The organism is Microbacterium sp. Gd 4-13 (genome assembly GCF_003095395.1).
Classification (GTDB): Bacteria; Actinomycetota; Actinomycetes; order Actinomycetales; family Microbacteriaceae; genus Microbacterium.
In genome coordinates this window covers 72,106-93,212 of sequence record NZ_QEIJ01000008.1, presented here as the reverse complement: position 1 = coordinate 93,212, position 21,107 = coordinate 72,106, and the positions used below count along the sequence as shown (strand labels likewise).

Annotated in this window: 17 protein-coding genes; 11 read left to right on the top strand and 6 right to left on the bottom strand. The window is 68.2% G+C overall.

Annotation, left to right across the window (positions count from 1 at the left end; translation table 11 throughout):
• The first annotated feature begins 5 nt into the window (after positions 1-5).
• The 10 genes from DEA06_RS14030 to DEA06_RS13985 all read left to right on the top strand — a co-directional run bounded on the left by DEA06_RS14030 (position 6) and on the right by DEA06_RS13985 (position 11,340).
• Complete coding sequence (locus DEA06_RS14030) at positions 6-1,343, top strand: D-alanyl-D-alanine carboxypeptidase (protein ID WP_116648627.1); 1,338 nt, start codon at positions 6-8, stop codon at positions 1,341-1,343.
• A gap of 160 nt (positions 1,344-1,503) precedes the next feature.
• Entirely contained in the window at positions 1,504-2,274 is a 771-nt protein-coding gene (locus DEA06_RS14025; protein ID WP_116648626.1) for an IclR family transcriptional regulator, read from the top strand.
• Positions 2,275-2,402: 128 nt separating this feature from the next.
• A complete protein-coding gene (locus tag DEA06_RS14020) occupies positions 2,403-3,470 on the top strand; it encodes an amidohydrolase family protein (protein WP_116648625.1) in 1,068 nt (355 codons plus the stop codon).
• On the top strand, positions 3,467-4,483 hold the full coding sequence (locus tag DEA06_RS14015; protein ID WP_116648624.1) for an ABC transporter substrate-binding protein: 1,017 nt from the start codon (positions 3,467-3,469) through the stop codon (positions 4,481-4,483). Before DEA06_RS14020 ends, DEA06_RS14015 begins: the two co-directional genes overlap by 4 nt.
• A gap of 46 nt (positions 4,484-4,529) precedes the next feature.
• Positions 4,530-5,342: an ABC transporter permease gene (locus DEA06_RS14010; RefSeq protein ID WP_116648623.1), complete on the top strand. Its 813-nt coding sequence runs from the start codon at positions 4,530-4,532 to the stop codon at positions 5,340-5,342.
• Positions 5,339-6,169, top strand: coding sequence for an ABC transporter permease (locus tag DEA06_RS14005; RefSeq protein WP_116648622.1), 831 nt, complete (start codon positions 5,339-5,341; stop codon positions 6,167-6,169). Before DEA06_RS14010 ends, DEA06_RS14005 begins: the two co-directional genes overlap by 4 nt.
• 8 nt (positions 6,170-6,177) lie before the next feature.
• On the top strand, positions 6,178-6,984 hold the full coding sequence (locus tag DEA06_RS14000; RefSeq protein ID WP_116648621.1) for an ABC transporter ATP-binding protein: 807 nt from the start codon (positions 6,178-6,180) through the stop codon (positions 6,982-6,984).
• A 35-nt stretch (positions 6,985-7,019) separates the two neighbouring features.
• Positions 7,020-8,504 (top strand): aldehyde dehydrogenase family protein, encoded by a 1,485-nt coding sequence (locus DEA06_RS13995; RefSeq protein ID WP_165818023.1) that lies wholly within the window; start codon positions 7,020-7,022, stop codon positions 8,502-8,504.
• Positions 8,501-10,294, top strand: coding sequence for a thiamine pyrophosphate-requiring protein (locus tag DEA06_RS13990; RefSeq protein WP_165818022.1), 1,794 nt, complete (start codon positions 8,501-8,503; stop codon positions 10,292-10,294). Before DEA06_RS13995 ends, DEA06_RS13990 begins: the two co-directional genes overlap by 4 nt.
• Positions 10,291-11,340: an amidohydrolase family protein gene (locus DEA06_RS13985; RefSeq protein ID WP_116648618.1), complete on the top strand. Its 1,050-nt coding sequence runs from the start codon at positions 10,291-10,293 to the stop codon at positions 11,338-11,340. The genes DEA06_RS13990 and DEA06_RS13985 overlap by 4 nt, the downstream gene beginning before the upstream one ends.
• A gap of 10 nt (positions 11,341-11,350) precedes the next feature.
• Here DEA06_RS13985 and DEA06_RS13980 read toward each other — a convergent pair whose 3' ends face one another.
• The gene (locus DEA06_RS13980) at positions 11,351-12,289 is read right to left on the bottom strand and encodes a helix-turn-helix domain-containing protein (RefSeq protein WP_165818021.1); all 939 of its coding nucleotides are present in this window, start codon (positions 12,287-12,289) and stop codon (positions 11,351-11,353) included.
• A gap of 305 nt (positions 12,290-12,594) precedes the next feature.
• Between DEA06_RS13980 and DEA06_RS13975 the strand changes: the two genes are divergently transcribed.
• Positions 12,595-14,112 carry an amidase gene (locus DEA06_RS13975; RefSeq protein WP_165818020.1) on the top strand — a complete coding sequence of 506 codons (1,518 nt, stop codon included), beginning with the start codon at positions 12,595-12,597 and terminating at the stop codon, positions 14,110-14,112.
• A gap of 118 nt (positions 14,113-14,230) precedes the next feature.
• Here the strand turns inward: DEA06_RS13975 and DEA06_RS13970 are convergent, their stop codons facing one another.
• The 5 genes from DEA06_RS13970 to DEA06_RS13950 all read right to left on the bottom strand — a co-directional run bounded on the left by DEA06_RS13970 (position 14,231) and on the right by DEA06_RS13950 (position 21,015).
• Positions 14,231-16,813, bottom strand: coding sequence for an alpha-L-rhamnosidase (locus tag DEA06_RS13970; protein WP_116648615.1), 2,583 nt, complete (start codon positions 16,811-16,813; stop codon positions 14,231-14,233).
• Entirely contained in the window at positions 16,810-17,844 is a 1,035-nt protein-coding gene (locus tag DEA06_RS13965; RefSeq protein WP_116648614.1) for an NAD(P)-dependent alcohol dehydrogenase, read from the bottom strand. Before DEA06_RS13965 ends, DEA06_RS13970 begins: the two co-directional genes overlap by 4 nt.
• Positions 17,841-18,746 carry a carbohydrate ABC transporter permease gene (locus tag DEA06_RS13960; RefSeq protein ID WP_116648613.1) on the bottom strand — a complete coding sequence of 302 codons (906 nt, stop codon included), beginning with the start codon at positions 18,744-18,746 and terminating at the stop codon, positions 17,841-17,843. The genes DEA06_RS13965 and DEA06_RS13960 overlap by 4 nt, the downstream gene beginning before the upstream one ends.
• A gap of 4 nt (positions 18,747-18,750) precedes the next feature.
• The gene (locus tag DEA06_RS13955; RefSeq protein WP_116648612.1) at positions 18,751-19,635 is read right to left on the bottom strand and encodes a sugar ABC transporter permease; all 885 of its coding nucleotides are present in this window, start codon (positions 19,633-19,635) and stop codon (positions 18,751-18,753) included.
• Positions 19,636-19,710: 75 nt separating this feature from the next.
• Positions 19,711-21,015 carry an extracellular solute-binding protein gene (locus DEA06_RS13950; RefSeq protein WP_240606963.1) on the bottom strand — a complete coding sequence of 435 codons (1,305 nt, stop codon included), beginning with the start codon at positions 21,013-21,015 and terminating at the stop codon, positions 19,711-19,713.
• Positions 21,016-21,107: the final 92 nt, after the last annotated feature.

Here is a 21,107-nt window from a genome sequence, read left to right as displayed (position 1 = left end):
CCGCGATGACCACGCCGCCAGACGGACTGGTCGGACTCGACGAGCTGTGGAACCGTGATCCCGCCGCCTCCGAGCACGACATCGACCCGCAGCGCAGACGCAGGCGCCGACGGTGGGGCCTGGTCGCCGCGCTCACCGTTCTCGTGATCGTGATCGGCACGCCGACGGCGTACGTCGGCTGGGCGCTGAACGCTCCGGTGGCGTCGCCGACGGTGACCTCGCAGACGCCGACCGCCTCCGCCGGGTCGGCCGCCGCGATCCAGCTCTTTCGCGACGGCGCGGCAGCCATCAGCGTCTCAGGGGCCGAGGAGTACCTCGGTCCTGACACCGGCGGCGTGTGGTTGACCAGCGGCATGGACGACGTTCGACCGATGGCGAGCATCAGCAAGCTCGTCACCGCGCTCGTCGTGCTCGACGCGTGGCCCCTCGACGGCGCCGACGACGTCGGGCCTACCCTCACCTTCGACGAGGCCGACAACGACCTCTACGACGAGTACTACGTTCGCGGTGCGACGATCGCGGCGATGCCGACCGGCAGCGAGATGTCGTTGCGCGACGCCCTCGCGACGATGCTGATCCCCTCGGCGAGCAACTACGCCGAGGTCGTGTCGACGTGGGCGTTCGGATCGCAGGGCGCGTTCGTCGGCGCCGCACGACGATGGCTCGCCGCGAACGGCCTCGACCGCACGACCCTCGTCGAACCCACCGGCCTCGACCGCCGCAACACGAGCACGCCGACCGACCTGCTCGCTCTCGGCAAGATCGCGGCGGCGAACCCCGTCATCGCCCGGATCGCGGCGACCCCGTCGATGACTCTGGGCGGAGCGGGCACCGTCCACAACACGAACGGGCTGCTCGGAACCGCCGGGATCACCGGTCTCAAGACAGGCAACCTCGGCGAGGGCACCTACAACCTCCTGTACACGGCGAGCCTCGACGTCGGGGCCGCTGCGCCGCTCAGCGTCACGGGCGTCGCCCTCGGCGGCTACTCCAGCGCGGCGATCAACGAGAGCGTGGTCGCGACGCTCGAGAGCCTTCGCAAGGGGTTCCACACCGTGCCGGTCGCCACGGCCGGCGAGCAGGTCGGCTCGCTCACCACGGCGTGGGGATCATCGGCGCGGATGGTCATCGCCGAGGACGCCGCGATCTTCACGTGGTCGGACACACCGATCACCGTGACGATGGACACCACGGCGCCCATCACCTACGAGGACGGCGAGGTCGTCGGCACCGTCACGTGGACCGCCGGGCCGCAGACCGCCACCGCACCCGTGACGATCCAGGGCGAGATCGAACCCCCGAGCGAGTGGTGGCGTCTGACGCACCCCGACCAGCTCGGCTGAGCGCAGCGAGCGGGGTCCCACACCGTCGCGCCGGGTGGACTGGTATCATCCTCCGACCCGTACGCCACCGCCCTCGTGGGCGACAGCCTGACCGCGCGATCACCGACGACCGTGGACCCCCGACCGGCTCTCGCAGATCGATGATGAGACGAGCACGACGATGACGTTAGAGCGCACCCCCGGACCGCGCCATCCCGTCGGCGCCGTCGATCACGCCCTGCAGCTGCTCCTTCTTCTGCGCGACTCCCCCGACCTGCGCGTCACCGAAGCCGCTCGCCGGCTCGGGGTGGCAGCGTCGACAGCGCACCGCATTCTGAGCACCCTCGAGCACCGTGGATTCGTGACGCAGGACCGCATCACGCGCGCCTATCGCGTCGGACCGGAGCTGATCGAACTGGGCTTCTCGAGCACCCGGGCCATCGACCTTCGAGAAGTGAGCGAACCGCACCTCGCCCGTCTCACCGCGCAGCTCGGCGAGACCGTCAATCTGCTGGTGCTGCAGGGCGCGTCGGTGAGGTTCGTGGCGGGATTCGAAGCCGACCAGCGGGTGCGCACGCACGTGCTCACGGGGACGCTCCTCCCCGCCTACGCGACGTCGGGCGGGAAGCTGCTGCTCGCGGAGCTTCCGAAGGAGACCCTGCGAGAGCTGTACCCGCGGGGCCTGCGGCGATTCACCCCGCGCACCCGCACCTTCACGCAGTTGCTGGACGAACTGGCCGTGATTTTGATGCGCGGATACGCGGTGAACCAAGAAGAGAGCGTGTCAGGGCTCAGCGCCGTCGCCGTTCCGCTGCGCGATCGCGGGGGCGCCACGATCGCCGCAGTGGCGATGTCGGCGCCGAGCCCGCGTCTGCCTGCCCGCCGCGTCCGCGAGATGGTCATCGCGCTCCGTGGGTGCGCCGCCGGCATCCGGTCCGACCTCACCCGGTGATGCCGCGTGCCCGGTGATTCCGCATCACGGAATCCGCGGGCCTTCTGCCTTTACCAGCCCCGGCGAGGTTGCTTAGCTCGCTGACTATCCCGGTGCACCGACGCACGGGGAAGAAAAGGACCGATTCGATGAAGATCGATGCCTTCTGCCACGTGCTGCCGGCCGCCTATGCCGAGCGGTTGTTCGCGATCTCCGACAGCGCGGTGGCTCGGAACATTCAGAAACGGGTCAGCGGAGTCCCCGCACTCTTCGACATGGACGAGCGCTTCCGCGTCATGGACATGTTCGGCAGCGACTACCGACAGATCATCAACACCGCCGCGCCGCCGCTCGATGATCTCGGCCCGCGAGTGCGGACGGCGGAGCTGGCCCGGATCGCCAATGACGGGATGGCCGAGCTGGTCGCCGACAACCCCGATCGTTTCGAGGGGTTCTGCGCGGCGGTCGCGCTCGACGACGTCGACAACGCCATCGCCGAGGCCGAGCGCGCCTTCGACGAACTCGGGGCCGTCGGCGTGCAGATCTACACACACGTGCACGGCGGTCCGATGGACCAGGAACGCTTCTTCCCGTTCTACGAGGCGATCGCCCGACGCGGCGACAAGATGATCCAGGTGCACCCCTGCCGCGACGCGAGCTGGTCGGACTACAAGACCGAGGAGCGCTCGAAGTTCGAGATCTGGTGGACGCTCGGCTGGGAGTACGACCTGTCCGCCTTCATGTCGCGATTGGTTTTCTCCGGGGTCTTCGACCGGCTGCCCGACATCAAGATCCTCATCCACCACGGCGGGGCGATGATCCCCCACTTCGCCGGACGGGTCGGGCCGGGATGGGACCAGCTCGGGGCCCGTACGCCCGCCAACCAGGCGGCCGACATCGAGGGCTACCCCCTGACGCTTCGGCCCATCGAGTACTTCAAGAAGTTCTACGTCGACACCGCCTACTTCGGCGCCGGCGACTCGATGCGCACGGCGATCAAGTTCTTCGGGGTCGATCACACGCTCTTCGGTTCCGACACCCCGTTCGACCCGGAGAAGGGCCCCGGGTACATCCGCGACACCATCGCGAACCTCCAGGACATGGACATCCTCGACGACGCGGATCGCGAACGGATCTATCACGGCAACGTCACCGCCCTTCTCCGACTGGGCGACGCTTCTCACCCCCGCACCTACGGATCGAAGGTTTCCTCATGAGCAGACCCACCGCACGAAAGTTCGCCGCCGCCGCCATCGGGCTCATCGCCGCCGCATCCCTCGTCGCCTGCTCCGCAGGGGCGCAGCCGGGATCCGGCGAGGAGTCGGGCGCCCCGGAGAAGGCCACGCTCACCGTCGCGATCAACCCGTCGACGCAGTTCGCGCCGCTGTACTACGGCATCCAGGAGGGCATCTTCGCCGAGCACGGGCTCGAACTGGAGATCACACCCCAGACCGACATCGCCGCGATCGTCTCGGGCCTCGCGAGCGGTACGTACGACGTCGGCTTCGCCACGGTCGTGCACGTGGTGACGGCCAACGCGAACGGCATCCCCATCCGGGCGATCACCTCCATCGAGGGCCAGATCCAGCCCGACGACGACGGCACGCTGACGATCGCGGCGCCGGGTTCCGGGATCACCGACTTCGCCGACCTCGAGGGGAAGCGGGTCGCCACCATCGGACTCTCCTCGCACAACACGCTGACCATGTGGGAGCTCGCCGACCGCGCGGGCGCCGACACGTCGAGCATCGAGCTCGTGCAGCTGCCGTTCGGGCAGATGGCGGCGGCGCTCGAGAACGGAGACGTCGACGCCGCCATCATGCAGTGGCCCTTCGCCGCCGAGGCCCTCGCGGCCGGCGGCGTCGAGCTCGGGTACAACAACCGCGAGCTCTTCGTCGATACGGCCACGACGTTGTTCAACACGTCGCAGGGTTTCATCGACCAGAACCCGCGCACTGTCCGCGCCTTCGCCGATGCGATGACCGAGTCCATGCTCGGCGCGACGGAAGATCCGGATGCGGCGAAAGCCGCTCTCGTCGACGGCCTCGGTATCACGGCCGAGCAGGCCGAAGGTGCCCGCTGGAACGTCGGCGGCGACCCGGCGCTGAACCTGACCGCGTTCGAGACCGCACGCGACCTCCTGGTGAAGTTCAGCACCGACCAGTCGGCGCAGGCGGCGCTGGAGGCCCTGGACGTCAGCACGGTGGTCTGGCCCGGCGCTGTCGAGTGATCCGCGATTCCTGCAGGCGATCACGCACCGAGGAGAGGAGAGGCAGATGCGCAAGAACCCGCATGCATGGCTGAACTGGGCACTGCCCGTCGTCACCGTCGGCATCGTGCTGCTGTTCTGGCAGGCCGTCACCGTCGGGGGCGTGGTCAGTCCCGCGCAGTTCCCGACGATGTCGAGCACGATGGCGGCTCTCGGGTCGGAGCTCGCGTCGGGGCGGGTGTGGCCCGCGATCGGCGCGACGCTCATCGGCTGGGTGATCGGCATGCTGATCACGATCGGTCTCGGGCTGATCATCGGCACGGCGCTCGCCTTCAACGGGTTCGCGCAGCGCAGCGCGGCGCCCGTGATCGAGATCTTCAAGGCGATCCCCGCCATCGCGATCCTGCCGCTGGTGATCCTGGTGGCGGGGTCGACCCTTCCGATGAAGGTGTTCCTCGTGTGCTTCGCGGCGTTCTGGCCCTTCCTCATCCAGGTCATCTACGGGGTGCGGTCGATGGATCCGATCGTGCTCGACACCGCGAAGGCGCTCGGGATCCGCGGACCCCGACGGTTCCTCGCCATCAGCATCCCCAGTGCCGCCCCGTACCTCGTGACCGGTATGCGCATCGCGTCGGCGCAGGCGCTCATCCTCTGCATCGTGGCGGAGATCGTCGGCGGGGCGGCGGGGATCGGCAGGAACATCCTGCTCGCCCAGAACTCGGGCGTGGTCGCCTACCCCACCATGTACGCGTACATCATCGTGGCCGGGGTGCTGGGCATCGCTCTGACGGGCGCGTTCTTCCTCCTCGAGAAACGCGTCATGCATTGGCACGAGTCCCAGCGGAACATCCGCGCGTCGAACAAGGTGGGTGCGGCATGACCAGGATGACGACGAGCGTCGTACCGACGGTTCGCCCGCGGCGCACGAACAACGGATGGCGACGGGTGGGCCAGGCGCTGACCCCCGTGTGGCTCCCCCTGCTGCTGATCGCCGCGTGGTGGATCGCGACGGCGAACTCCACCTCGCCGTTCTTCCCCCCGCTCAGCGCCATCCTCGCCGACACGTGGAACCAGTGGGTGGTCTTCGGCGCGTGGACGAACGCGGTCGTGAGCCTGCGGAACCTCCTGATCGGCTACCTGTTCGGCACCCTGCTGGGCATCATCGGCGGGTCTCTGATGTGGCGCCTGAAGTACCTCCGGGTGGCGGCGAACCCGCTGATCTACTTCCTCTACGTGCTGCCGGCGCCGGCGCTGCTGCCCGCCATGATCGCCATCTTCGGCATCGGTGACGCGCGGCAGGTCGCCCTCATCGCGCTGGGTTCGATCTGGCCCACCCTGCTGAACACCCTCGACGGCATGCGCGGGGTCGACACCGTCAAGCTCGACACGGCGAAGGCGCTTCGCCTCGGCGGCTGGCGCACGTACTTCCGGCTCGTCCTCCCGGGCGCGGGACCACAGATCGCCGCGGGGCTCCGTGCCAGCCTGACGGTGGGCATCGTGCTGATGGTCGTCAGCGAGATGGTCGCCGCCAACTCCGGCATCGGCTTCTTCATCCTGCAGGCTCAGGCCGAGTTCGCCATCAAGAAGATGTGGACCGGCATCCTCGTGCTCGCGTTGATCGGAACGAGCCTCAACTTCCTGTTCGTCTTCATCGAGAGGCGTGCGCTGCGCTGGTACTACCGGTCGCGCGCGCTCGGTTCTTCCTAAGGAGCACCATGACCATCGCACCAGCGCTTCCCACGGCCACCGAGACGGTGCTCGCCGTCGACAACCTCCGCAAGATCTACGACGAGGGCACCGATCACGCCAACATGGCGATCGACTCGGTGTCGTTCGAGGTCGACAAGGGCGAGTTCGTCTGCATCGTCGGCCCCAGCGGTGCCGGCAAGACCACGCTCCTGCGCTGCATCTCCGGCCTCGCCTCCCCCAGTTCGGGTGCCGTGAGCTTCGAGGGGCGCACCCTGACCGAGGTGCCCGAGCAGCTCGGTCTGGTCTTCCAGGACTACAGCAGGTCGCTCTACCCCTGGTTCACCAACGGGGAGAACATCGCGTTGCCGCTCGCCGCACGCGGTGTCGCGCGCTCCGAGCGCGCGGCGCGTGTGACCGCGACGCTCGAGAGCGTCGGACTCGGCCATGTCGAGAAGAAGTACCCGTGGGAGCTCTCCGGCGGCATGCAGCAGCGCGTCGCCATCGCGCGGGCACTGTCGTACCGCCCCGAGCTGCTGCTGATGGACGAGCCCTTCGCCTCCGTCGACGCGCAGACGAGGTTCGACCTGGAAGACCTCATCCTCAAGGTGCGCCGCGAGCTCGGCATCACCGTCGTGCTCGTGACCCACGACATCGACGAGGCGATCTACCTCAGCGATCGCATCGTCGTGCTCTCGAAGAACCCGAGCGTGGTGCGGGAGGTCGTCGACGTGAAGCTGGGGGCGGAGCGCTCCCAGGTCGACACGCGAGCGAGCCGCCCGTTCCTCGATCTGCGCAGCCATCTGCTGTCGCTCGTCATGCCGGCGAGCTCCTGATGCGGGGTCACACGAAGAGCGAGGAAGAGACGACCATGATCCACACGACGACCCAGGATGCTGTGCAGGGCCACCTGATCGGCGGCATCGCGACGTACGGGGCGGCGACCTTCGAGGTGCGCAACCCGGGGCGGGCGTCGGACCTGGTGGGGGTCGTCGCAGACGGAACGGCGGAGGATGCCGCGCGGGCGGTCGACGCCGCAGTCGCGGCGGCACCCGGATGGGCGGCGACGACGGTCGCGGATCGCGTCGAGCGGCTCCGCCGCATCGCCGACGCCGTGGACGCCCACGCCGACCGGCTCATCGATCTCGCCACGCGCGAGAACGGCAGCATCGTCTCGACCATCCGGCGCGAGGTCGCCGCATCCGCCGGCTCCTTCCGCGACGTGGCCGACTACCTCGAAGACGCCGTGGCGTCGAAGACGATCGGCGACCCTCGCACCGACGAGTTCGTGCGCGTCGAACGTCGCCCATACGGGGTCGTCGCGTGCGTCGTGCCGTGGAACGCGCCCGTGCTGCTCACGGCCAACAAACTCGCCCCGGCGATCGCGGCGGGAAACGCCGTCGTGCTCAAGCCGTCACCGTTCGCTCCGCTGGCCGTCTCGCTTCTCGCGACCCTGGCCGCGGCAGAGCTCCCCGAGGGCGTCATCGCCATCGTCAACGGCGACGCCCCGGTGGTGCGGGCCCTCGTCGACGACCGACGCGTACGCAAGATCTCGTTCACCGGCGGCGGGGCCACCGCGAGACACATCATGCGCCAGGCGGCGGACTCGCTGCTTCCCGTGCATTTCGAACTGGGCGGCAACGACCCGGCGATCGTGCTCGCCGACGCCGATCTCCCCCTCGCCGCGGAACGCATCGCGCAGTCCGCCTACCGGCGGGCCGGGCAGGTGTGCTTCGCCACCAAGCGCGTGTACGTGCAGCGCGAGGTCGCCGAGGAGTTCGAACGGCTGCTCGTCGCTCGGGTGTCGGCCATGACCGTCGGCGACGCCCAGGACGAGCGCTCCGACATGGGGCCGGTGAACAACCCGGGGCAGTTCGCCCGGGTGAGCGAGCTGCTGGAGCGCACGCGTGCGGCGGGGCGCGACGTGCGCGTGCTCGGCTCGCCGCTGGACCCCTCCACCTGGGATGAGGGGAACTTCCTCCTGCCCGCGCTCGTGCTGGACGCCCAGCAGGGCGACGAGATCGTGCGCGAGGAGCAGTTCGGACCGATCCTCCCGGTGGTCGTCTGCGATACCGAGGAGCAGGCCATCGACTTCGCGAACGACACGGAGTACGGCTTGTGCTCATCGGTCTGGTCGACGTCGCGCGAGCACGCTCTCGCCGTCGCCGCCCGGATCGAGGCGGGGGTGACGTTCGTCAACAGTGCGATGTTCTCGCACACCGGGACGCGAGAGATCCCGATGGGCGGATGGAAGCAGAGCGGCATCGGGTGGGAGGGATCCCCTCACGGAATCGACGAGTACCTGCAGTTCCACAGCGTCGATGTGCAGCCGATCCCCGTCGCGGCCGCCTCATGACGCCGCAGACGAGCACGGCCGGCGCGCTCATCGTCGATGCGCTGCGCGCCGCGGGTGTGACGCACCTGTTCGCGAACTTCGGCAGCGACCACCCCGCGATCATCGAGGCGCTGGCGCAGGACCGGGAGAACGGGATCGACACGCCCGTCGTCATCCTGTGTCCCCACGAGTACAGCGCGCTGAGCGCGGCGCACGGGTACGCGCTCGTCACCGGTGAGCCGCAGGCCGTCTTCGTGCACACCGACGTCGGCACGGCGAACCTGGGTGGCGCCGTGCACAACGCCGCGAGGTCGCGAGTGCCGGTGTTCGTGTTCGCCGGGTTGACCCCCTACACCCTCGAAGGGGAGCTCCCCGGCAGCCGGAACTCCTTCGTCAACCACCTGCAGGACGTGGCCGATCAGCACGGGATCGTCCGGCCCTACGTCAAGTGGAGCTACGACATCCGCACCGCGGCGAACACCGGCCAGATCGTGCACCGCGCGCTGCAGATCGCCCGGAGCGCCCCCGCCGGCCCGGTGTATGTGACCGCCGCTCGCGAGGCGCTGGCCGACCGCGCCCTCCCGGCGCCCATCGATGCCGCGAGGTGGGCACCCGTCGCCCCGAACCCCGCATCCGAGGATGCGGCGGACGAGATCTTCGCGGCGCTGGCCGCGGCGACCGCACCGGTGATCATCACGACCTACCTCGGTCGCGATCGAGGGTCCGTCGCCGCGCTCGTCGACCTGGCCGAGAGGCTCGGCATCGTCGTCGTCGAACACAACGCGGAGGTGCTCAGCTTCCCCCGGCAGCATCCGCTCCACGGCGGCGACGACCCCCACCTGCTCCTGGGCGAGGCCGACGTGATCCTCGCGATCGACACCGACGTGCCCTGGGTCGACGCGATCGGTCGCCCGCGCCCGGACGCCCGGGTGTTCGTGGTCAACGAAGACCCGCTGCAGGAGTCACTGCCCCTCTGGTACGTGCCCGCCGAGCGGTTCGTCGGGGCCGACAGCGGGCTCGTTCTGCGACAGCTGCTCGATCGCTGTCCGCCGTCACCCGACGAAGCCGCAGAGCTCCGCGCCGCCCGCGGCGCCGATGTCGGCCGAGGCATACGCGAGGCATGGGACGACGAGGCCGACGCCGACCGGGACGCCCGGAGGCTGACCGCCGCAACCGTCGCCCGCGCACTCCACGACCTGCTCGACGACGAGGCGATCGTCGTCAACGAAGCCATCTCCGCGGCGCCCGCCGTGTGGAAGCACCTGCCCCGCGAGCTGCCCGGAACGCTGTACGGCAACCGCGGTACGTCGCTCGGCTGGTCGGGGGGCGGAGCGCTCGGGGTGAAGCTCGCCGCGCCCGATCGCACGGTGGTGAGCATCGTCGGAGACGGCACCTTCTTCTTCAGCGCGCCGTCGTCGACCTACTGGATCGCCCGCCACTACGGTCTGCCGGTACTCACCGTCGTGCTCGACAACGGCGGGTGGAACGCGACGAAACGCAATCTGGAACGCCTGCACCCGGACGGGGTCGCCGCCCGGACGGACCGGCTGTGGGTGAACCTGCAGCAGAGCGCCGACTTCGGCGGTGTCGCCGCGGCGGCAGGCGATGCCTGGAGCGGGCTCGTCACCGACATCTCGGAACTCGACGCGGTGCTCCGCACGGGCCTTGCGAAGACCTCCGAGGGCATCTCGGCGGTCGTGACGGTGCGCATGCACGCGATCTCCGACCAAGCATCCGAGCCGACGACGACTCACGAGAACACGACACCGGGCGCCGACACCTCGCCGCTCGGGGAAGGGCACACGACGTGACCGACGACAACCGCCGAACCCACCTGCGCATCGCGACCGAGGAGGCCTGGGCACCCCCCGAGCTCATCTCCCTCTACCGCCGGCATCTGTCGGAGCGCACGATCGACGACATCGGATTCTCGAGCCTGATGGGGTATTTCCTGGGGTCGACGCATCCGCAGCCGCAGGCGGTCGTGGCGCGGCTGCAGAGCGCGGCCGAAGAACGGATCGCCGACATGGACGCTACGGGAATCGACCACCAGGTGCTCGCCCTCACCGCACCAGGCACCCAGGTGCTCGATGCGCGGGAAGGCATCGACATCGCCCGTCTCAGCAACGACCGCCTGTCGACACTGAGCCGAGAGCACCCCACCCGGTTCTCCGCGCTCGCGGCGGTCTCGTTCGAAGACGTGGATGCGGCGGTGATCGAGCTGAGGCGCGCGGTGACCGAGCTGGGCCTGAAAGGGCTGATCCTCAACGACCACATCCGCGGCTCGTACATCGACCATCCCCGCTTCGCTCCGCTGCTCTCCGAGCTGGAGTCACTGGACGTGCCGCTGTACCTGCACCCGAACACACCGCCCGACAGCATGATCGCGCCCTATCGAGAGGCGGGGCTGGACGGCGCCGTCCACGGATTCGGTGCGAGCGCGGGTCTGCACCTGCTGCGGATCATCACCTCGGGCGTGCTCGACCGCCACCCCGGTCTCCGCGTGGTCGTCGGGCACCTCGGCGAGGGACTCCCGTTCTGGCTGCACCGGATCGACCACATGCACGCCAAGCAGGTCGCCTCGGGGAGGTACGAGAGCATCACACCGCTCCGCCAGGCGCCGTCGGCGTACTTCTCGAACCAGATCTGGCTGACCACGTCGGGAATGCCCTGGGCGCCGGCGATCATGTTCACGCGCGAGGTCATCGGCGCCGACCGCGTGATGTACGCGATGGACTACCCCTACCAGTACGACGCCGCAGAGGTGGACGCGCAGGAAGCCCTGCCGATCAGCGACGACGAGAAGGCGGACTTCTTCGAACGGACCGCGCGAAAGGTGTTCTCTCTCGACTTCTGACGCCGCCGCTCTAGGTGCTGGTCGCGCGACGTGCGGGGGGTTCTCGTCGCCACGTCGACGGACTGTGACCGAACTGTCGGCGGAAGGCCCGGGCGAAGGTCGCCGCGTCACCGAACCCCGATCGGATGGCGATATCGACGAGGGTCGAGCGCGGGTGGTCGTGAAGGAGCTGGGCCGCGTGCTGAAGCCGCCGGGCGCGGATAGCGGCCGCGGGCGTCTCTCTCCTCCTCGCGAACACGTTGTAGACATTCCGGACCGAGACGTGGTGAGCATCGGCGAGCGCGGCCACGTCGAGGTCGTGGCGCTCGAAGTGCGCATCGATGTACCGGATCATGCGCTCATACTCCGACGCTCGGGGTGCCTCCATGCGGGAGGACAGGAGTGAGCTCAGGAGCGAACCGATCAGTTCGATCGCAAGGTCCCCGCTCGCACTCGCCACATCGCGTGACGCGGCGGCGCCTCGTTTCCACAGCGCACGCATGTACGCCTGGACGAGCACGGATTGCGGGTGGTCCCCCGGTATGGGGGTTGCCGACAGTCGCGCGATCGTCCGATCGTCGACGCCCAGACGGCGTCGGCTCATGCGCAGTGTCAGCTGACGCTGGTTGCCCGCCGAGTGATCGAACGAGTACGCGCACGAGGGGTCGAACAACGCCAGCGATCCGGGCGTCAGGTGAACGTCGCGGCCGTTCTGCGCGAGCACACCCGACGACCTGCGCTGCAGGACGAACAACACGTCCTCGTGCGGATCCGCCGCCGCGGACTTCTCGGAGCGATCCACGATCAGTCCGGTCGTCGACAGGTCGTGCATGGACACGTCCTCGCTCAGAACGGTCTGCGCGAACGTCGCGCGGAAGCGCTCTTCGGTAGGGGTGAACGACAGCGCGACGATGCGCTCGCTGGCGATCTGGTGCCAGGCGTCGACGGTCTGGACTCGGATCTGGCGCACGCTGAGAGTTTCGCCCATGGCTGTTTCGCCGTGATGTCGCGGATGTCCCGGGCGTGTATCCGGACGGCAGCCGGCGAGAACCGCAGCATCCGATTCGTGCAGACAGCGTCATGTGGGCTGCAGGAATCGTCATCCGCCGCCGCACCGTCGCTCCCTAACGTGGTCCGCACGCCGCTCGTCGGCGAGCAGGGTCCACCGGACGCCAGACCTCGGACGAGCGAAAGAGGGAGCGGAGAAGAATGAACAAGACGAAGTCTCAGCAGAGACGCTTGAGGATCGTGCTGTGTGCGCTGGGATGCGGGAGCATGGCGATTCTCGCCGGCTGCACCGCGGCACAGACGACCGACCCGGCGATGTCGACGGAGGAGGTCGTGGCGTACATCACGACCGAGCCCACGATCGTCGAGATCCAGGCAGCGCTCGAGAAGGGTGAGGTGACGAGCGAGCAGCTCGTCGGCGCCTATCTCGATCGGATCGACGCGTACGACGACGAAGGCCCCGCGCTCAACGCCATGGTGTACGTGAACTCGGATGCCGTCGACACGGCGGCGTCTCTGGACGAGGAACGTCGTGAGTCCGGTTCACGAGGACCGCTGTTCGGCATCCCGGTCATCCTCAAGGACAACATCGACACGGCCGACATGCCCACGAGCGTCGGGTCGGTAGCGCTGGGCGGGTCGACGCCGGATGAGGACGCCTTCATCGTCACGCAGCTCCGGGATGCCGGGGCGATCATTCTCGGCAAGGCGAACCTCCAGGAGTTCGCGTACGGGTTCGCCACCACGAGCTCCTTCGGCGGTCAGACATTGAACCCGTACGACCTGTCCAAGAACCCGTCCGGTTCCAGTGGCGGAAGCGCGGTGGCCGTTGCGGCCAACTTCGCACCACTGGCGTTCGGTACGGATACCGGCGGCTCCATTCGAGTGCCGGCGTCGGCGACATCGAGCGTCGGCATCCGTCCGACCAAGGGCTTGATCGGTCGGTCGGGGATCGCGCCGGTCTCGACGAGCCTCGACACCGTCGGCCCGATGGCGACCTCGGTGAGCGACATCGCCAGCGCGCTCGATCTCATCGCCGGTGTCGACGACCCGGATGACCCGGTCGCCCTCGGCTCCGACGCGACGCGCCCGGATTCCTATCTCGACGCACTCGACCCCGACGCTCTCGACGGCGCTCGCATCGTCGTCCTGGACGACGCGTTCGGCGAATCGCCGGAAGCGGAGGAGGTCAACGAGGTCATGGCGCGGATGGAGGCCGACCTCGTCGCGGCGGGAGCCGTTGTGTCGCACATCTCCGAGCTCGGCTTCACATCGGAGTCCGCCATGCAGAACGACTGGGAGATGGAAGCGGCATTCGACGCGTATCTGCAGGACTACGGGCCTGACCAGGAGGGCGTCACGTTCGCGGAGATGACCCGCAACGGCGGCATCGTCACCGACGTGAGCGCCTCTCTCCAGGCGCTCGTGGGCGGGCCCGACACGACCGACCCCTCTTACGAGCGGGAGGTCGTTCAGCCGACGACGGCGTTCATCGACGCGTTCTCCGCCTTCATGGAGGACAACGACATCGACGCTCTCCTCTACCCGAGCGCCAAGGAGGCGCCCTCGGCCCTCGGCGTCTCGAACTGGGGCGCCGTCAATGCCTTCCTCGCCTCATCCGCGGGGGCACCGGCGATCAGCTTCCCGGCGGGCTTCACGAGCGAGGGCCTCCCCGTCGGTGCGGAGTTGGTCGGCAAGCAGTTCGATGAGGCGACCATCATCGGCCTCGCGTACGCCTACGAGGCCGCACACCCCCAGAGGGTGCGCCCCAGCACGACACCGTAGTGCCCGACAGGGTTCCCGGCGATTCGCGAACGAACGAGTCGCCGGGAACCCGACCACCTCGAACGCTCCGCCTGACGTGTTCGTCTGAACGGGCGGGCGGCACCGGCCGCCCTCCCGTTCAGACGCGCGTGGCCACTGCCGCCGAGAACGCGTGAGATCCCGACTCGAGGTGCCGGATGACGTCGCCTTCGAGATCGAGCACCGCGGTGGCCCCCGTGGGAACGGTGACGTTCACGCTGATCGTCGCGTCTTGCACCACCCACTCGATCGACGCGCGGCCGTAGGGCGTCTCGTGCTCCGCCTTCGCGGACGTCAGACCACCACCGGGACGCGGACGGAACAGGATCGAGCGATACGCCGGCTCGAGCGGACCGATCCCCGCCACGGTGCGGTGCAGCCAGTCGGCGACGGCGCCGAGCGCGTAGTGGTTGAACGACGTCATCCCGCCCGGGTTGACCCTGCCGTTCGGCATGAGGCTGTCCCACCGCTCCCAGATCGTCGTCCCCCCGCTGAGCACGGTGTAGAGCCACGACGGGCATTCGCGCTCGAGGAGCAGGTCGTACGCGACATCGGTGTGGCCCGAGCGGGTGAGCGCGTCCGTGACGACCGGCGTTCCGGCGAAGCCCGTGGAGACCCGGTTGCCGCTCTTGCGCACGAGGTGCGCGAGCCGCGCGCCCCACCGGTCGCGCTCGGCGTCGTCGGCGTAGAGGTGGAACTCGATCGCCAACGCGTACGCGGTTTGCGCGTCGCTCGTGAGCATTCCCTCGGCGTTCACGTATTCCGCGCGGAAGGCCGCCTTCACCTGCGCGGACAGGTCGGCGTACCGGGCCGCTTCGTCGTCCTTGCCGAGCACGCCCGCTGTCTTCGCGAGATGCTCGGACGACCACGCGAAGTAGGCGGTAGCCACCAGGTAGCGGTCCGTCTTGGCGTCGGCGGGGTCGTTCGGCGGAGCGTCCGGGTCGAGCCAGTCACCGAGTTGGAAGCCGGTGTTCCACAGACGAGAGGGGCCGGCGAGCTTCTCGACGAGGTCGATCCACGCCGAGCCGCTGGCATATTGATCGGCGAGCACCTTCGCGTCGCCGAACCGCTGGTAGAGGGTCCACGGGGTGAGAACGGCCGCGTCGCCCCACACGGCGCCGGGGCGGATCGGCGTCCACTCGGGACCACCGGGGATCACCGGGACGTACCAGGGCACGGTGCCGTCGGGGAGCTGTTCCGCTTCGACGTCGCGAAGCCAGGAGCTGAGCATGCCGGAGCAGTCGTAGAGGAACGAGGCGGCGGGTGCGAAGACCTGCAGGTCGCCCGTCCAGCCGAGGCGCTCGTCGCGCTGCGGGCAGTCGGTGGGGATGTCGACGAAGTTGCCCCTCATCGACCAGACGATGTTCTCGTGCAGGCGGTTCACGAGGGGATCGGATGATTCGAACCATCCTGTCCGCTCCATGTCGGTGTGGTAGGCCCGCGCGACGACATCGCCGGGGGCGATCTCACCCTCCCAGCCGCTGACCTCGGCATAGCGGAAACCGTGGATGGTGAACTTCGGTTCCCACGTCGCCTCGCCGCCGCCGTGCGTGTAGACGTCGGTGGAGGTGGCGCGACGAAGGGGCCGGGTGTAGAGCTCGCCGTCCTGGAGTACTTCGGCGTGGCGCAGGGTGATGCGGCGCCCCGGGTCGCCGGCGACGCGGATCTGCAGTCGTCCGGCGATGTTCTGTCCGAAGTCCAACAGCAGCGCGCCGCTCGCGGTCGGCGTGACGCTGAGGGGGAGGAACTCCTCCGTGCAGCGCACGGGCGGGCCCTCGGGCGCGACGAGCAGCGTCGCGTCATGCGTGGCGACGCGGACCGCGACCGCATCGTCGGAGCGGAAACCTGCCCGCGCCCAGTCGGCGTGATCCGCTCGAGCGTCGTATTCCTCGCCCTCGTACAGCCCGGAAGTGAGGATCGGGCTGCGCTGAGCGGTCCACTCGCCATCGGACGTCACGATCTGACGTGTGCCGTCGGCAAGGGTGATCTCGAGCTGCGCGATGAGCCCGATCTCCGACCCGTACCAGTTCGGATAGCCGCTGTGGAATCCGATCCGTCCGCGGAACCATCCGTCCGCCAGCCACGCGCCGATCGCGTTGTCTCCGGCGTGAAGCAAGTGGGTCACGTCATAGGTGTAGTACCGGAGGCGGGAGCCGTACACCGTCCACCCGGGGGCGAGAGCGTCGTTTCCGACCCGTTCGCCGTTGATCGCCGCTTCGTAGAGGCCGTGGGCGGTCGCGTACAGCCGCGCCGAGACGACGTCGTCGGCGATGTGGAAGTCGCGCCGCATCCGTGGCGGTCGCCGGAGGGCTTCCGGGTCGTCCGACCACGGCGCTTCGATGAGCGCGGCTTCCCAATCGGAGCTGTGCAGGAGCCCCGCTTCGACAGCGGCCGACTCGGACCACGGCGACGCGACTCCGTCGGCACCGGTGACACGGATGCGGACCTCGACACGCTCGCGTGACCGCAGCGGAGCCCCCGGCCACTCCACCAGCACCGAGTCAGGGTTCGAGACGCGGGTCACGGTGATGTCCTCGTCGGAACGCCGCGTTTCGATCTCGTACCCGGCCTGCCGCCACCCTGCCGGCGCGGACGTCTTCCATGAGATGCGGGGCCGCGGGTTGCCGATGCCCAAGGCACCGGGCAGATGGTCGAAGGTCGGGGCGGTGACGAGAACGGTCATGCGGAAGGACTCTCCTGAGCCTGGGGTCGAACAATGGATTTGAGCGCGAGCGGATCTCGGGAGGAGGCCATCAGCGCGTCATCGACGTGGTCGAGGTCGTGCACGCTGGTGACGAGTCGTGTCAGCTGCACACGACCGCTCGCGGCCAGATGGATGGCGGCCGGATAGACGTTGGCGTACCGGAACGTGCCCGTGATCTGGAGCTCGCGCGACTGGATGACGTCGAGAGGCACCGCGACCGACGCACTCGCGGCCATGCCCACCAGAACGGCACGCCCCGCCGGGGCGAGGGCACGGATCCCGGAATCGATGGCGGATGCCGCCCCCGAGCACTCGATGAGCACGTCGTAACGGTCCGCGTCCGACGGCGTCGACGCGTTCACCGTTCGATCCGCACCCAGCTCGGATGCGAGAGCGAGCCGATCATCCGAGATGTCGGTGACGGTGACCACGGCGCCCGAGCTGCGAGCCACCTGGAGCACCAGAAGGCCGATCGGCCCCGCGCCGGTCACCAGTACCCGGTCGCCGAGTGAGACGCGGCCGGCTCGGTTCGCCCACACCGCGACGGAGAGCGGTTCTATGAGTGCCGCCTCGTCGTCGGTGAGGGAATCGGGCACGGCGTGCGCGAACGCGTCTTGCGTGATCACGTGGGTCGCGAATGCGCCGTCGACGGGTGGCGTCGCGAAGAACCGCACGAAAGGGCAGAGGTTGTACCGACCGGCCGAGCACTGGTCGCACTCCCGGCACGGGATGCCCGGTTCGATGGCGACGCGGGTTCCGACCCGCGAGGGATCGACTCCGGCTCCTACCTCGGTGATGGTGCCGGATGCTTCGTGCCCGAGAACGAGCGGGTCGGTCACCACGGTGTCTCCGATGCGACCGTCCCGGTACCAGTGCACGTCGGATCCGCAGACGCCGACGGACGCGACGCGGACGAGCACCTCTCCGCGATCGAGGGGCCGAAGCATCCGGTCCTCGATCGAGGTCGTCTCGACCCCCGTCATGATCGCGACGCGGGTGGCCGGGGTCATCCCTTCACCGCGCCGCTGGCCAGTCCCGCCATGATGCGCTGGTTCAGGACGAGGTAGATCGCGAGGATGCCGAACACGTTGATGCAGATCGCGGCGAAGAGCGGTCCGTACTGTGTCGCACCGAACTGTCCGGTGAAGTTGAGCAATCCGACCTGCACGGTGCGCAGGCTGCTCGAGTTCGTGAAGGTCAGGGCGATCAGCAGGTCGTTCCAGATGAAGAAGAACTGCACGAGCGCGACGGTGAAGATGGCGTTGCGTGCCATCGGGAGCGCAATCGAGAAGAACGCGCGGATGACCGATGCGCCATCGAGGGTCGCCGCTTCGAAGACTTCGCGCGGGATGGCTCGGAAGTAGGTGGCCATCATGAACACCGTCAGCGGCAGCCCCGTCGCGGTGTAGGTGATGATCAGCGGCCACAGGGTGCCGGTCAGGCCGGCCTGGAAGTAGACGGAGAACAGTGGCAGCAGGATCATCTGGCCCGGCACCATGATTCCGGCCAGGAAGATCAGGAGGATGGCCCCTCGTCCGCGGAACACCATCACCTCGAGCACGAATCCGGCTGCGATTCCCAGCAGGAGCATGAGGAAGAGCGAGGGGAAGACGGCAATGACGCTGTTCAGCAGGTATTGCCCGAGGTTGCCGGTGGTCCAGGCCTCGACATAGTTGTCGAAATTGAGCGAGGACGGCAGCGACAGAGTCGGTGCGTTGAGGAACTCGTCCTGGGTCTTGAACGAGTTCACGAGCAGCCACAGCAGGGGCAGCACCATGATCGCCACGAGGACGACGATGACGATGTTGCCGGGGAGCCGGCGGAGGAAGCGTCGCGAGCGGGACCCTCCGCGGATGGCCCGGTCACGGGGCGGGCGGCTGTTCGGAGTGGTTGTAAGAGTGATCGTCGCCATGGTCCTAGCCCTTCGTCAGGTCGCGACGCGAGGAGCGGAAGATGAACACGGTGACCAGGAGGCAGAGGATCGTCAGTACCAACGCGATCGACGCTCCGTACCCGTACTCGCCGTAGCTGAACGAGGTGGAGTACATGTACAGCGTGAGCGGCGTCGTGGCCGTACCCGGACCGCCGTTGGTCAGTGCGACGATCGAGTCGAAGACCTTCAGGGTGCCGTTGATCGAGAAGATCAGCGACGAGAGCAGCACCGGGAGCGAAAGCGGCAGCACGATGGAGCGAATGACCCGCCAGGTGCTGGCGCCGTCGATGCGTGCCGACTCGAGGATGTCATCGGGGATGTCGAGAAGCCCGGTGTAGAGCAGGACCGCGTAGAAGCCCATCGACCTCCACAGGTCCATGATGACGAGGACGGCGAATGCCGAGCCGGCACTTCCGAACCAGTCGACGGATTCGACTCCGAAGACGTTGAGGAGGAGGTTGACCGGACCCGTCTGAGGAGCGACCTCGAACATCTTCTGGAACAGCAGCGCGACAGCCACCGTCGGTACGACCACCGGGAAGAAGACGAGGGTGCGAACGACCGACCCCCGGTTCTTCAGGATGAAGACGTAGAAGAGAGAGAGAAGGTAGCCGAGGGCGACCTGGCCGACGGTGATGACCAGTGCGTACTGGATGGTGAAGCGCAGCGCGTCGGCGACCCGCGGGTCGGTGAACAACCGGGCGAGGTTGTCGAGGCCGACGAAGGTGAAGCCGGAGATGGCGTTGCCATCGAAGAGGGTGTAACCGAGCGACCAGAACACCGGGACCAGCATGACCAGGGTGTAGACCAACAGGGCCGGGCCCAGCAGCGTCACGATGGCGCGCCGGTCCCCGAGGATGTTTTGCATTGCGGGAGTTCTTTCTGCTCGCGGTGCGGGATGCGGGGTGGGGCGCGGCGATCCGCTGCCCCACCCCGCCGCGTGTCAGCTGCCGAGGTCCGTCTGGACGAGGTTCATGAAGTCTTCGGCCGAGATGGCACCGGTCACCAGCTGCGCCGCATTCTTCTGGCTGGTCTCGGTCGCCTTGGAGTTGAACAGCGCCTCGAACCACAGCACCGACTGGTCGGTGTCGGCGATCTGGTCCTGCACGACCTGCGTGAGCTCGTCGACCTCGACGTCACCGTTGACCTTGAACCCCGAGATGGTGCTCGCTTCGCTGAGCGAGGCGGCTCCGTAGTTGTTCGCGATGCACGTGAGCCAGTCACCGACCTGGTCGTTGTAGGCCTTCGCACTGAACGTCATCGGGAGCCCGACGTTCGCGGGGGTCTGGCTCGCGTCTCCCGCGCCGCCATCGACGGCGGGGAAGGGCATGAAGCCGATGTTCTCGGAGCCGATCTGGTTGCGCTCCTCGTTGGCGAAGTCGCCCAGCGCCCAGCTGCCCATGTAGAACATCGCGGCGTTGCCGGTGAGGAACGTGTTGAAAGCCGTGTCGTAGTCGATGGATCCGACGCCCTGGCCGAAGTATCCGTCCGCGCCCAGGTCGGCGACCGCCTGCGCCGCGGCGACGTACTCCGGGTCGGTCAGCTGAGCGTCGCCGTCTGCCACCTTCTGCAGCGCGTCCGGTCCGAGGTCACGGAAGATGTAGCCGCTGATGAGGCGGGTGATGGGCCACCCCTGCTCACCGGAGGCGGAGAAGGGCTGCACACCGGCACCGTTGAGCTCCGCGGCGGCAGCGGTGAGTTCGTCCCACGTCGCGGGGACGTCGATACCGTTGTCGGCCAAGATCTGCTTGTTGTACCAGATCCCCTCGATGTTGTACTGGTAAGGGAGCACGTTGAACCCGCCGTACAGCGCCTCGATCGTCGAGACCGCCGCCGGCTCCACCTGGTCGATGACGCCCAGGTCGGTCAGCGTCTTTTCGAAGTCGAGCACCTGTCCGCCGGCGGCGAGTTCCTTCGTGAGCGCGGGGGCGTTGCCGGCTGCGTACTGCGCGGGGAGGGCGTTCTGGCCGGCCAGGAGCTGCAGTCGCTGGTCGAGCTGCGTCTGCGGGACGGTCTCCACCGTGAGCGGGAGGGCCTCGTTCTCTGCCGAGCAGGCGTTCTCGCTCAGGTTCGTCAGCAGATCCGGGATGGTGGTGTTCTCGGTGTTGACGAGGAAGCCGAACTGGGTGGCGTCCGCTCCCCCGGTGCCGCCGCCGCCGGCGCAGGCGGTGAGCGCGAGAGCGGTCACGGCTCCCGTTGCGATGAAGGCCACCCGTCGGGTCGAGCGGCGTGCGAATGCTGTGGTCACAGTTCCTCCTTGAAAGGGCCACGCTCCGAACATTGAAGCGTTTCAATTGGAGAGTATGGATGCCGCGACCCTGCCCTGTCAAGACAGAATTG